The organism is Actinomycetota bacterium, from assembly GCA_030682655.1.
In the GTDB taxonomy this organism is placed as follows: Bacteria; Actinomycetota; Coriobacteriia; order Anaerosomatales; family JAUXNU01; genus JAUXNU01.
Genome location: JAUXNU010000131.1, coordinates 1 through 13,212 on the forward strand (window position 1 = coordinate 1; position 13,212 = coordinate 13,212).

Sequence of the window (13,212 nt, forward strand, 5' to 3'; positions counted from 1 at the left end):
GTTGCCGCCGATGAGCGAGGCCGCTTCAACGCGCCCCTCGGCATAGCGCTCAAGCTGCTCGATGCTCTGCACGACCATGAGCAGCCGGATCCCGCGGCTCCGGGCCATCGTGAGCATGGAGACGAACTCCGGAATCTTGGGGATGTTGCCGAACTCCTCGAACAGGATATTGACCGGCACCGGAAGTTGCCCGCCGTGGGCATTGGCAGCCTTCACGAGTGCCTGGTAGAGCTGCCGTACGTAGATCGTCACCATGACGTTGTAGGCGTCGCGTTCGTCGGGCGTGATGATGAACACCGCCGACTTGCGCAGCCCCACGTCGGCCAGGTTGTGCTCGGAGCGCGCGGTGAGCGCGGCCATGTTCCTGTTCGAGAAGATCTTCAGTGCATTGGCGGCCGTCGTGTACATGCTCGATGCGGTATTGCCGGTGGCAAGACTCGCGGCGAGGTAGGCGACCTTGGCCGGGTGCCGATCGTCCAGACCCTCGATGATCTCCTTGAGTGGATAGATCGTCTCTTGCCGCATGCTGCCGGCGCGCACCGCGGTTCGCTCCTTGCCATACGTTCCGAGCGCCCGGTAGACGTTGAACATGTTGCGCGAGAGCGGGTCGACGCCTTTGGGTTCACTGGCGATCAGGAGCGCCGTAGCCGCGATGATCGCTTCGGCGCTGGCGTTCCAGAACGCCTCATTGCCGCCATGCCCGCCGAGCTGTGCCGAGACGATCGTCTTGGCGAGTTCGTGCGCCATGTCCTCGGCGTGTGCGATCTCAGCCGACCAGATCAGGTCGACGATCAGGTCCAGCGGCGACCACTGGACGCTGCGCGAGGGGTCACGCAGGTCGATCGTGTCGACACGGTAGCCATTGGCTTTGAGGTGCTCGCAGGTGGTGAGGTAGAGCTCGCCTTTGGGGTCCGGAATCACCATCGACTCGCCGAGTTCGCCGAGCGCGTAGATGCTCGGCAGCACGATCCGGCGCGTCTTACCCGAGCCCGTCGATCCGATCACGAGCACGTGGCCCTCTGAGCCCGAGAGGTAGTAGGTCTCTTTGCGGCCGCGCTCGGCGGGCGTCGCGCCGATGACGAAGCCCGAGACGCCGGGAACCGGGGTCGTGCCGGGCGACCAGGTGACTGCGGAGGTCTCGAGCTCCGCGGGGGTCATGAGGTTCGAGGTGCCATGCTCGCCGCGACCGGCGGTCCGCGGGATGCCGGCGACGACGCCGGTGCCGCTGGTGCGCGGGCGCATGAGGTGGCCGGAGATCCAGACCCACCAGGCCACGATGATGGCGATGAGGAGGAGTGAGAGGATGAGTGTGGCCGGACTTGTGACGGCGGTCAGCCAGCGGGTGGGGAGCGGGGAGAGCGCCCACGTCGTCAGCGGCGCGGTGCGCGCCGATCGGTCGAGGGAGAGAGAGGCGAGGGCGGAGAGGGCTAACGGGATGAGGGCAGCGGCTATGCACGCCGCCACGCCGGTGGACGCGACTCGCCAGATCTCGGCCTTCCGAGCCACGTGCGCCTCCTTGACCTCAGCGTCTTGGATCGAGCTGCGGCGAAAGGTAGCACAGGGGGCTGGTGGCCCCGGACTTTGTGATTGGCGGGCCGTTCACGCCGCCAGACCGGGTTGTCGCCTAGGACATTTCGAGGCATGTGTCCAGAAACGGCCAAAGGCACCCTAGTCGGACGTTCTGGGAAGATGTCCCTGACGTCAAGATAGGGCATAGCCCAGTCGGACATACCCATCTCGTTTGGACGAGGCGCTCCTGAGGCCGGGACTCAAGAGAATGTGGGAGACTCGCCTGCGTCATCAGGTTGGCGACCTCCCACATGTCGAACAGGTGTTGCGGGAGCTGAACCGGAATCTAAAACGGTATCAGCTGTTGGATCTTGGTCCTTAGCAGCGGGCACAGAGCGACCTTGGCCGACGTGTGCAGCAGTTACAAACGCGTCCGCTGAATCCGACCAGCGTTTTTCGAGGCACCCTTCGGGGTGCCTCGTTTCGTTTACCTGCGGAAACGCGGCTAGCCTGGTCTTGCGCGACGGTTACAATCCTGTTGGTCTGTTCGGCCCGGCGTCGGCCGTGCAGGACACATAGTGTGCTTGGTGGGGCAGTGCGAGGATTGCCCGATAGCCAGGGGCGGATAGCTGAAGATGCCGCCCCTGGTGACGGTCTCCAGACTCGATGTCGGGCCACTGCCGTAGGATGTTGCTGGACACGCGTAGGCGAGAGTGGTCCACATCATCGGCGGGGGCCGATGTGGAGCGAGGGAGGGGAACGCAGTTGCGCTTCATCCAAACCGGTGACTGGCACCTAGGGCGCCTGTTCCACAACCAACATCTCACGGCTGACCAACGGTTCACACTGGATGCACTTCAGCGTCTTGCCGAGGAGCGGCGAGTCGACGCGGTTGTCATCGCGGGGGACGTGTACGATCGCGCAGTCCCTCCGACCGAGGCCGTGGAGCTTCTTAACGACGTCCTGGGTCACATGGCGCTTGAGCTACGGATTCCCGTAGTTATGATCGCGGGCAACCACGACAGTCCCGTGCGGCTCCAGTATCTGAACGGGCTTGTCAGCCGAGTTGGGGTCCATGTGGTTGGCGCGGTCGGCGCGCGGCCCCAAGGCGTCGAGATTGTTGGTGCCGATGGGGTACGCGTGGTCTTCTGGCCGTTGGCCTATACGGATCCCGAGACGGCCCGGTGTGATCTCAGCAGGGAAGATATCCACACGCACGAGGCCGCGATTTGCGCACACATCGCTATGATTCGCGAGCAGATGCCCCACGACTCCCGAAACGTCGTCGTAGGACACGCGTTTGTGACCGGTGCGGCGCCTTCCGAATCGGAACGCCCATTGACGGTCGGCGGCACCGGGGAGATCTCCTGCGACGTGTTCGAGGGGTTCGACTATGTTGCGCTCGGCCACCTGCATCGCCCCCAGGCGGTGACGGACCGAGTCAGGTACGCGGGCTCGCTGCTGAAGTATTCCTTCGACGAGGCCGACCATCGCAAGTCCGTGACCATCGTCGACATGGACTCCGATGGTGGCGTGGTCTGCGAGGAAGTTGCACTCCCGGCGCGCCACGAGCTCATTCGCCTGATCGGCTCCTTCGACGAACTCATGGCCGGTCCAGTCGACCCGCTGCACAAGGACGCCTACGTGGAAGTGAAGCTCACCGATAGCGAGTCGGCGCTGGACCCGATGCAGCGGCTTCGGACGCTCTACCCCAACATCCTCTCGCTCACGAGGGAAACCATCGACGGCGGACCGAGCACGGGCCCCGTGTGTCTGCCTAAGGCCCGCAAGACAGACGAGCTGTTCGCCGAGTTCTTCGAGGACGTCACGGGGCGTGCCCTCGGCGCCGAGCGTGAACTGCAGCTCGAAGCTGTGCTTGGCGAACTTGAGCGCGAGCGTCGGGAGGTGGCCTCGTGAGACCGCTGAAGCTTCGGATGCAGGCATTCGGGCCATTCCAAGGCACCGAGACGATCGACTTCGCCGAGCTCGGCATGAACCGGCTCTTCCTCATCCACGGCGAGACCGGGGCAGGCAAGACGAGCATCCTCGACGCCATCGTCTTCGCGCTGTATGGCGACACCAGCGGTGGCGAGCGCCAAGGCGCTCAGATGAGATGTGAATCCGCAGATCCCACTCTCCCGACTGAGGTGACTTACGACTTCGCGCTAGGGGAGAGACGTTTCCGAGTCCACCGACGTCCCAAGCAGGACCTGGCGTCCCAGCGGTGCTCTGGCGGTCTGGTGACCAAGCAGGCCGATGCCGCTCTTTGGGAGACCACCGACGCCGCAACGGGAACCGAGGGCAAGCTCCTCGCCTCGAAGATCCGGGAGGTGACCGAGCAGGTGCGCGGTCTCCTAGGCTTCTCGTCCGAGCAGTTCCGGCAAGTGGTCATGTTGCCGCAGGGCAAGTTCAGAGACGTGCTGGCGGCCGGCTCGGACAAGCGCGAGGAGATACTAAGGCAGCTCTTCAAGACGGGCCAGTACGCGGCACTCGAACGTCGGCTCTGGGAACGCGCCCGCGACGTCGCGAAGAAGCGCGAGGAGTTGTGCGTCACGCGCAACGCATGGCTCAGCCAAGCTGGGGCAACGAGCGACGCCGAGCTAGTCGCGCTCACGGAAGAGGCGGTTGGTCTCGCGAAAGCCGCCGGTAGGGAGGCCATGAAGGCTGACAAGGCTCAGAAAGAAGCTGCCGCACGCCTGAAAGCTGCAGAGGATGCCGATGCTGCCCAACTTGCGCTCGCAGAAGCCAAGCGCACATGGGACCTGTTGGTCCAGCGCAAGGAAGAGATCGCAGAGCTGCAAGCTGTGGTGACCGCTGGCCGGAAGGCGGAGAAAGTCCGGCCTACCGCCGAGGCGGAAGAACTCGCAGACGAGGACCTGCGGGGAGCTGTGTCTGACAAGGAAGACGCCCACGACGCGCTCGAAGAGGCCAAGGCCAACGAGAAGACAGCCGGGAAGGCGCTTGCCTCCGAGGAGAAACGCGCACCCCAGCGCAAGGCTGCCGACGATGCCGTCCGCAAGCTGACCGAGATGCAGGGGCTTGTAGCTGAGTGGCAGGACGCCGAGAAGTCCCGCAACGCGGCCCAGCAGACGATGCACACTGCGGAGGCGGCTTCACAAGATGCCCGCGACCGTCTCGACAAGGCCAAGTTGTCGCTTGAAGGCGCACAAGGGCGAGTCGCCGACGCGGTCCATACGGCGGCCGCTTTGGATGCGGCCGCCGTGCGGCAACAGGAGGCCGAACGAGTAGTCGAGCGCGTGCGAGCGCTTGAGGACGCCAAGAATGCACACAAGACAGCCCAAGATGCGAGCTCCAAAGCGCGGGATGCCGAGACTGAGGCGCGCAAGCTGTTGGAGGCCGCCGAGGAGCGGTGCGCCGAAGTTGAGGATTCCTGGCGAGCCGGCCGTGCTGCGGCCCTGGCGCAGTCGCTCGTGGATGGCGAGGCGTGCCCAGTATGCGGCTCGACCGAGCACCCAAAGCCTGCGGTCTCAGCAACTGCGGTCGGCGACGAGGAACTGGACGCCGCCCGGAGTCGTGTCGACAGCGCCCGCAGGACTCTCGATGAAGCGAATCGAGTTCTCAAAGACGCCGAGGCGGAAGCCTCAGCGGCGCAAGCTCGTGTGGGGGTGCGCAGTGCTGACGTCGAATCCGGTGTGACCCTGATCAAGGCCGAGAAGGCACTTGCCGGGTGCGAGCGGGATTGTGGAAAGTTCAAGGAGCTGCTGGCTTCCCTAGGCGACCCCGCTGAGATTGTCGCCAGCGCGAAGGAACATCTGGTCAACGAGCTGAAGTCCCTGAGCTCGGCGGAGAAGGACGAGAAGGCGTGTTCGGCTACGTTTGTAGCGGCGCGCACGCGATTCGAAGGCCTTACCGAGCGAGTGCCCGCCGGACTTCGAGTCGCCGGCGTCGCCGAGCGCCAGCTGAAGGCAGCAGGGGTCGCCCTCGGTCAGCTTGAGGCAGCCCTTGCCGCGGCGCAGGAGGCGAACTCGGAAGCCAGAGAAGCGCGAATCGTCGCCGACGGTGAGCTGAGGTCGGCAGCGAAGGCTGTCGCCAAGGCTCGCAAGGCTAAGACCGCCGCCGCCGCGGCGTTCGTTGCCGCACTCGAGCGCGGTGGCTTCTCGAGCAAGTCGGCCTACGAAGAGGCGGCGGTACTCGAAGAGAAGCTGCTCGAAATAGAGAGCATGATTGTTGTTCATCGTGATGCCTTGAGCGAGGCGAAGGGCAGCTTGGCTGAGGCAAAGAAGGCGGCGCTCGCACATCCGAAGGCCGGCGTGGTCGCTGAGCTGATCCCTCTCGCGCAGCAAGCTGCCGATCTGGCGAAAGAAATGCTCACCGCGCAGAACCATGCGGATGGCCGAATTGAGACGCTCCAGAAGGTGCGTGACGACCTCGACGACCTTGATATCCGGTTCGCCGAAGTCGAAGCACAGTATCGCGTCATAGGCGTCCTATCAGACGTCGCAAACGGCCAGGGGCCTGGGGCGAAGGTTTCCTTCCAGCGCTGGGTGCTCGGTGCCTATCTCGACAGCGTGTTGCAGGCTGCGACGATACGCCTACTGGACATGAGCAAGGGGCGGTACCGGCTGGAGCGACAGCGGGAGGCGACTGACATGAAGCGCGCCAGCGGGCTCGACTTGGCCGTGTTCGACGGCTGGTCGAATCGCTCCCGGCCCGCGGTCACACTCTCGGGTGGCGAGAGCTTCCTCGCGGCTCTGGCCTTGGCTCTCGGGCTGGCCGAGACCGTGCAGGCGGAATCAGGCGGAACTCGTCTCGAGACGATCTTCATCGATGAGGGCTTCGGGGCTCTCGACCGCGACTCGCTCGACTTGGCGATGGACGCCCTCGCGGAACTCAATGTCGCCGGTCGCCTCGTCGGAGTGATCTCCCATGTGCCGGAACTGCGACAGGTCATCGATGCGCGCCTCGAGGTACACGGGGGATTGGGAGGTAGTTCCACACGGTTCGTAGTGCCGTAGGGCGCGACGAATTGGCGAGCGTTCCACAAACGGGGTGTTCAGTTGCCCAGTATGGAGACCAAGATGCGCCTTGAATTCGTGGAGATAGCGAACTTCAGAAAGCTTGTGTCTGCTCGAATCGGCTTCTCAAGTGAGAAGACGGTGTTCGTCGGGGCGAACAATAGCGGAAAGACCTCTGCCATGGTTGCCTTGCGGTACTTTCTCCTCGCGCGGGAACACGGCAGCTTCTCCCCCAACGATTTCACGATCTCCCATTGGCCCGCAATTGACGCGCTTGGGCAGACATGGGAGGACGCGGCGACAGCGGGTGACCAGCTTCCTGATCCGTTGTGGGAGCCCGTTCTACCGGTTTGTGACGTCTGGCTGCACGTTGAGGACGACGAGATTCACTACGTTCAGAAGATACTGCCCACGCTCGACTGGGAAGGCGGGCTCATTGGTGTCAGATTGCGATACGAGCCCAAGGACCAACTCGCACTGCAGAAGGAGTATCTGAGCTCTCGATCTGACGTCACTTCGATACGGGCGACCGCCGTTGAACTGGCCGAGGGAGAAGCAGGTGAAGGAGAGCAGGGCTACGCGGACGTCCCGCTGTGGCCGGCGAATCTGACTGACTTCCTCCGCAGGCGAATCGGTAGCATGTTCGAAGTCAAGGCGTACGTTCTGGACCCGAAGGAACTTGAGGAGCCAGATTGCGGACTCGCTGGGCTCCAATCACTCCCAACAGGAAGCGAACCGATTGACGGCGATCCCCTGAAGGGGCTCATTCGAATCGACGAGATTAGTGCCCAGCGTGGTTTTGGAACTGCCGATAGCGCAAGAGGCGTCGACAGCGACAGCGTCCAGATCATCGCGTCTTCGACTGGTACGAGGAAGCTCTCTGATCAGCTGCGACAGTACTACAATCGGCACCTAGATCCCTCTGAACATCCCGAAGCAAAGGATCTAGAGGCGCTCAAGGCTATTGCACTTGCAGAGGCCGCCTTCGATGGTCGACTCGAGGAGGCGTTCTCGGAGGCACTCATGGAAGTCCGAGGGCTTGGCTATCCGGGTGTGACTGACCCCAACCTGTGCATCTCCACCCGATTGAGGCCAATTGATGGTCTGAATCACGACGCCGCGGTTCAGTACATCGTCCAGGCTATTGACAACGGGACCACCGTTGACCTGCGGCTTCCCGAGGATTCGAATGGCCTGGGTTACCAGAATCTCATCTCGATGGTCTTTCGACTCATGAGCTTTCGCGACGCATGGATGCGCGTTGGAAAGGCGGGAGCGAAGATCTCCTCCGAAGCGGACGTGCTGATTCCCCCATTGCACATAGTGCTCATCGAAGAGCCGGAAGCGCACCTCCACACACAAGTGCAGCAAGTCTTCATACGTAAGGCCTACGAGATCCTTCGCCGACACAGCGAGTTGAAGGGCGCGTCAAGGTTCACGACGCAGCTGGTGGTGAGTACGCATTCTAGCCATCTGGCGCTCGAATGCGAGTTCGAATCATTGAGGTACTTTCGACGGATGCCCGCACATGACGGAAGCGTTCCAACGTCGCGTGTCGTGAATCTCGGCAACGTCTTCGGTGGCGACGTTGCCACAAAGAGGTTCGTCACCCGGTACCTGAAGGTCACGCATTGCGACCTGTTCTTTGCAGACGCAGCCGTTCTGATCGAAGGTCCTGCCGAGCGAATCCTCGTGCCTCACCTCATTCGGGAGCACGAAGAGTTCCAAGGGCTGACCGAACGCTACATCACGTGGTTGGAAATCGGAGGCAGCCACGCACACAAACTGAGGCCACTCATTGAACAACTGTGCCTGCCGACGCTCATCATCACTGACCTCGACGCCACGGACGAGGCCGGAAAGTGCTCTGTCCTCCCGAAGCGCGGCTGCAATCAGAAGACTCGCAACGAGACACTAAAGACCTGGTGCCCCGTCACCGCTGATCTCGATTCCTTGGTTGACAAGGCAGCGGCAGACAAGGCAAAGGACTATGCAGATCAGGAGTTCTCGATTCGAGTCGCCTATCAGTGTCCGTTGAGTGTGACTTTCAAGGGGACTACGGGCGAAGCTGTCCCATACACCCTAGAGGATGCACTTGTCTATCAGAACATCGGGCTCTTCACGAATCTGGACGGCCTCGGGCTGATTGCCCGTATTCGCAAGGCAATCGCGGATAGTGCCACGCTCGAGTCGCTTGGCCAAGCGCTCTTCGAATCTCTCCGAGTCGGCCGCAAGGCCGAGTTCGCCCTTGATCTACTGGAGATTCCGGACGCCAAGACGCTTCTTCCTCCGCTCTACATAGCAGACGGCTTGCGCTGGCTCTCGCTGCAGCTGTGCGAGCGGGAAGAGGACCTTGAGTTGGCTGTTCCCGCGACCGGTGGAAGTGGGGAAACGGAATGACCGATTCCGCTGTCAAAGAGTCGAATGTCCACAAGGATGACCACGTCGACGATGAGATAGCCGAGTGCCTGTCGTTGCAGGAGCCGCGAAGCTTCTTCCTCTTCGCTGGAGCGGGCTCGGGTAAGACCCGTTCGCTGGTCAATGCGCTGGGATTCATAAGGGACGCTCATGGGACCCGTCTTCGCCTTGGCGGGCAGAAGGTTGGCGTGATCACGTACACCAACGCCGCATGCGATGAGATCACGAGTCGTATTGATTTCGACCCGCTCTTCCACGTTTCCACTATCCACAGCTTCGCCTGGAGTCTCATCGAGGGCTTCACGACAGACATACGCGAGTTTCTCAGAGGCAGCCTTGCCGAAGAGATTGTCGTTCTTGAGGCGGATGAAGCAAAGGGCAGGTCAGGCACCAAGGCGTCCGACGTTCGAGTTGCCAAGATCGAGTCCAAGACGCGTCGCCTTTCCAGCTTGGACGAGATCAAGAAGTTCACATACAACCCGAACGGGGACAACAAGGAGCGGTCTTCCCTCAACCACAGCGAGGTCATCAGCATTTGTGCGGGTCTTCTCTCCAAGCCGCTGATGCAGCGTATTCTGGTCAGCCAGTATCCCTGCTTGCTCATAGACGAGAGCCAGGACACGAACAGGCACCTGATCGATGCCCTGCTCCAAGTCCAAGCTGCACATCGCGCACGGTTCAGCCTCGGTCTACTGGGCGACACCATGCAGCGCATCTATGCGGACGGAAAGGAGCGAATCGAAGAAGCGCTGCCTGATGATTGGGCGCGGCCAGAGAAGGTACTCAATCACCGATGCCCAGTTCGAATCGTTGAACTGATCAACCGTATTCGGCTTGACGTCGATGGCCACGTCCAAGAGCCCAGATATGACGGCGTCGATGGCTGCGTAAGGCTATTCGTGCTGCCGTCTGAGTCTATCGCCGACAAGGCAGGCGTCGAGGAGGCAGTACGTTGCCGCATGGCGCAAGTCTCCGGTGACCCCGAATGGGGCGGCCGCGACAACTGCAAGATCCTCACACTCGAACATCACATGGCCGCGAAACGCATGGGGTTCCAGCACGTCTTTGAGCCGCTCTACGGCTTTGAGGACTTCCGACAGGGCCTGCTCGACGGAACACTGCCCGCGCTGCGATTCTTCACGAATGATGTCCTGCCAGTCGTGACGGCGCAAGAAGCTGGTGACGAGTTCGCAACGGCCAAGATCGTCAGGGAACGCTCACCGCTTCTGAGCCGGTCGGTGCTCAGCACGGCGGCCGAACCACGGCAACAGCTCCAGCTTGCGCGAGACGCCGTTGCGGGCCTGATGTCCCTCTGGTCGGGAGGGGAGCCGAGACTGGGAGCCATTCTGGAGAACATCGCGGAGAGCGGTCTCTTCTCACTTCCCGACAGTCTGAGACCCTCGGTGACGTTGCGAGTGGCGGTGAGCGAGGGTTCAACGTCAGAGACGGACGAGTCAAACCCCCTGCCGGCTGATGCAGCTGCGATCTCTGCGTTCCTCGAAGCGCCCTTCTCCGAATTGCTTGCATTCGAGACATACGTGTCGGGTGCCGCGCCATTCGACACACACCAAGGCGTGAAGGGTTTGGAGTTTGCCCGAGTCATGGTTGTCATGGATGATTCCGAGGCCCGCGGCTTCATGTTCAACTACGAGAAGCTGTTTGGCGCAAAGGCGCTCTCTTCTGCTGACCTGAAGAACGTAGACGAGGGGAGGGAGACGACGCTCGATCGGACGCGCCGCCTCTTGTACGTCACGTGCAGCCGAGCTGAAGGTAGCCTTGCGTTAGTCGCGTACTCCTCCGACCCACAGGCGGTCGTGGCGCACGTGATTGACAACGGCTGGTTCAGGCCAGAGGAGATCATCGTCGAGATCTGACGAGCGCATTCGTGATGGTTTCGTGGACGCAATGGCCTATATCGCGAGGCTCAGAGCTGCCTTGCAGTAGTTACAAACGCGTCCACTAAGTCCGGCCAAGAGAATGCGGGCAGAAGGTTGCGTCGTCAAGACATCTTTCACTCGTCCGCACATCCCCTAAAGCCCGATCGCATCAGACAGCGTCGCCATCGCACCGCGTGCCGTCTCGTCGGACACGTGCCCGTAGATGTCGGCGGTGATCGCGATGCTTGCGTGTCCGAGCAGCTCCGACACGGCTTTCAGGTGCACGCCGTTCTCGAGCCACGTGGTCGCGGCGGAATGGCGCAGGGTGTGGACCCCGACGTCCGTCAGGGCCGCGTCGCTTGCCGCCACCATGACGGCGCGAAGGATGTTGTGCGGCTCTACCGCGGTCCCGCTCTCCGTCGTGAAGACGTGATCCGTCCCGGCCCACACGCTGCCGGCGCGTGTCCGTTCGGCCGCTTGCCGCTTCCGGTGCGTTTTGAGCATCGCCACCACCGACGGAGACAGTGGGAGAGTGCGGCGGGACTTGGCGGTCTTGGGCTCGGTGACCACGAGCTTGCCTCCGATGCGCGAAAGCGTCCCACACACCTGTAGTGTCCCGACCGCAAGATCCAGGTCCCTCCACCTGAGCGCCGCCGCCTCGCCGCGCCGAAGGCCCGTTGCGGCGATGAGCGAGAGCAGACAGTGATACCGCGAGTCCTTGGCCGCCCTCAGCAGAGAGGCGACTTCGGTGGGCGAGAGGTAGCGCGCCTCTTTCCTGGCGACCGAGGGCTGCTTCACCGACGCCGCGGGGTTACGGGCGATCAGACCGTCTCGCACGGCGCCAGCGAGCGCGACGCGCAGCACGGTGAAGATGCGTTGCACCGTCGCATCGGACAGACCTTTGTCGTTCAGCGCCAGGATAAGTCTGTCGATTTCTGAAGGCCGAAGCCTGTCGAGCGGGATGGCCCCGAACGGCTCGACCTCCAGGTGGCGCTTGCAGAGTATCTCGTAAAGCTCTTTCGTCGTGGCCTTGCGGCTCGAGGCCCTGAGCGTCGTCGCTCGCCACTGGGCCAGCCACGCGGCGACGGTCGCCTTGGCATCACGGACGGGAGCGCCGGCCTCGGCGCGCTCGGCGGCGGCCTTGAGCTTGCCCCGGACCTCCGTGCGGGTCTTGCCGTAGAGGACCTTGCGCGTGCGCCGGCCGGTCGCGGGATCATCGCAGACGATGGCGGCGCACCACGTGCCATCCTTGCGCTGATAGATCGAGTGTTCGCCGTTGGCTCGCTTACCCATCGTCTCGCAGCTCCTGTTCTCCGAGGCGACTTCTTTGGCGCCGCCTCACACAAGTCTGCACGAACGGCTTACCGCTTCCTGACTTCCGCGTCGCATGGTCTTTCTGGAGCGCCCGTGTAGCAACGCATGTAGCAACGCGTTTCATTTCGCTGGTGTTCGCCGACGTCCGCCGATGTCCCCGCAAGCCTCTCATCTGCGAAAACCGGACTTCAGCGAACCCGGGCGGTCAGCACGACGTACCTTGACGCGGAAGGGGTCAGAGGTTCAAATCCTCTAGCGCCCACCATGGATTCTTGAAGGCCCCAGAGGGCTCCATTTCTAGGAGTCCGAAGGGGTCTTTGTACTGGTAGGAGGCTATCCAATAGCTGTTCGCCCCGCGGCCGCCGCTCAGCCGAAACACGAAGACTGGTCAGCCATCACTCGACGGAGGGCTACAAGCCCGTCTACGATGGCCCGGGAGTCTCGCGCACCTCTTCGGTGGATAGACGACCGCGAGGGGTATAGACTCCTTTGGACTCGCTGGGGAGCGACTCCACGGAGCGCGCGTATGGCACGCTCCATCCAAGGAGATGAGACCATGTTTGCGAGAGCGGTGGATGTCCAATTTCAACCTGGCAAAGTGGACGAGGCAAGTCGCATCGTCCAAGAGGGTATTGTGCCCGTCTTGAAAGAGCAGGCGGGGTTCAAAGGCCAGCTACTCCTGACGCAGCGCGACACGGGTAAGGCCATCTCGCTCAATCTGTGGGAGACAGAAGCGGACCTGACCGCATTTGAGACCAAGCCTCTCTACCGCGAGTTGATGGGCAAACTGGCAGAGGTTCTTGCCGGGCCACCTGCGGGAGAACGCTACGAGGTCAGCGTTCAAGCGTAGGTGGCTGCCGTTCGTAGTCTGACCACTATGGCCCACCAGCACTACAGGTCTGGAGCCTTCGGGTTCCGGGCCTTTCTGGTTACAAGACCATCCAGTGTGGCCCACGACGAATGCGTCACGGCCCCATACCTGCGTTCCGCAGCTGTGTTGCGCCAATAGTACACGTTTACGGGGTCTGAGCTGTGGAAACGGGCGCGAACACGCCGACACGGCGTGTATCTAGGGGTCGGCGTTACCGCAGGTCAGGAGCTTGCGGGTGCCGGAGTGA

At 62.4% G+C, this 13,212-nt stretch carries 7 protein-coding genes; 5 read left to right on the forward strand and 2 right to left on the reverse strand.

Translation table 11 applies throughout. The annotated features are described in order from the left end of the window. Positions 1 to 1,506 (reverse strand): type IV secretory system conjugative DNA transfer family protein (locus tag Q8K99_08255; protein MDP2182546.1); only part of this gene is annotated, 1,506 nt, incomplete at its 3' end. 768 nt (positions 1,507 to 2,274) lie between these two features. Between Q8K99_08255 and Q8K99_08260 the strand changes: the two genes are divergently transcribed. The 4 genes from Q8K99_08260 (at position 2,275) to Q8K99_08275 (ending at position 10,777) form a co-directional block, all read left to right on the forward strand. After that, positions 2,275 to 3,426: an exonuclease SbcCD subunit D gene (locus Q8K99_08260; protein MDP2182547.1), complete on the forward strand. Its 1,152-nt coding sequence runs from the start codon at positions 2,275 to 2,277 to the stop codon at positions 3,424 to 3,426. Further along, a complete protein-coding gene (locus Q8K99_08265; protein ID MDP2182548.1) occupies positions 3,423 to 6,485 on the forward strand; it encodes an SMC family ATPase in 3,063 nt (1,020 codons plus the stop codon). The genes Q8K99_08260 and Q8K99_08265 overlap by 4 nt, the downstream gene beginning before the upstream one ends. Before the next feature lie 63 nt (positions 6,486 to 6,548). Next, positions 6,549 to 8,885 carry an AAA family ATPase gene (locus Q8K99_08270; GenBank protein MDP2182549.1) on the forward strand — a complete coding sequence of 779 codons (2,337 nt, stop codon included), beginning with the start codon at positions 6,549 to 6,551 and terminating at the stop codon, positions 8,883 to 8,885. Continuing rightward, positions 8,882 to 10,777, forward strand: a complete 1,896-nt coding sequence (locus tag Q8K99_08275) for an AAA family ATPase (GenBank protein ID MDP2182550.1) — start codon at positions 8,882 to 8,884, stop codon at positions 10,775 to 10,777. Before Q8K99_08270 ends, Q8K99_08275 begins: the two co-directional genes overlap by 4 nt. Before the next feature lie 156 nt (positions 10,778 to 10,933). Here the strand turns inward: Q8K99_08275 and Q8K99_08280 are convergent, their stop codons facing one another. After that, positions 10,934 to 12,073: a site-specific integrase gene (locus tag Q8K99_08280; GenBank protein MDP2182551.1), complete on the reverse strand. Its 1,140-nt coding sequence runs from the start codon at positions 12,071 to 12,073 to the stop codon at positions 10,934 to 10,936. Positions 12,074 to 12,620: 547 nt separating this feature from the next. On the opposite strand from Q8K99_08280, the gene Q8K99_08285 reads away from it, so the two are divergent. Then, positions 12,621 to 12,944, forward strand: coding sequence for an antibiotic biosynthesis monooxygenase (locus tag Q8K99_08285; protein MDP2182552.1), 324 nt, complete (start codon positions 12,621 to 12,623; stop codon positions 12,942 to 12,944). Positions 12,945 to 13,212 lie beyond the last annotated feature (268 nt).

Bases quoted from the DNA above. Each gene is read 5' to 3' on its own strand.
- Q8K99_08285 (MDP2182552.1), top strand. From the start codon at position 12,621: ATGGCACGCTCCATCCAAGGAGATGAGACCATGTTTGCGAGAGCGGTG.
- Q8K99_08270 (MDP2182549.1), top strand. From the start codon at position 6,549: ATGCGCCTTGAATTCGTGGAGATAGCGAACTTCAGAAAGCTTGTGTCT.
- Q8K99_08275 (MDP2182550.1), top strand. From the start codon at position 8,882: ATGACCGATTCCGCTGTCAAAGAGTCGAATGTCCACAAGGATGACCAC.
- Q8K99_08280 (MDP2182551.1), bottom strand. From the start codon at position 12,073: ATGGGTAAGCGAGCCAACGGCGAACACTCGATCTATCAGCGCAAGGAT.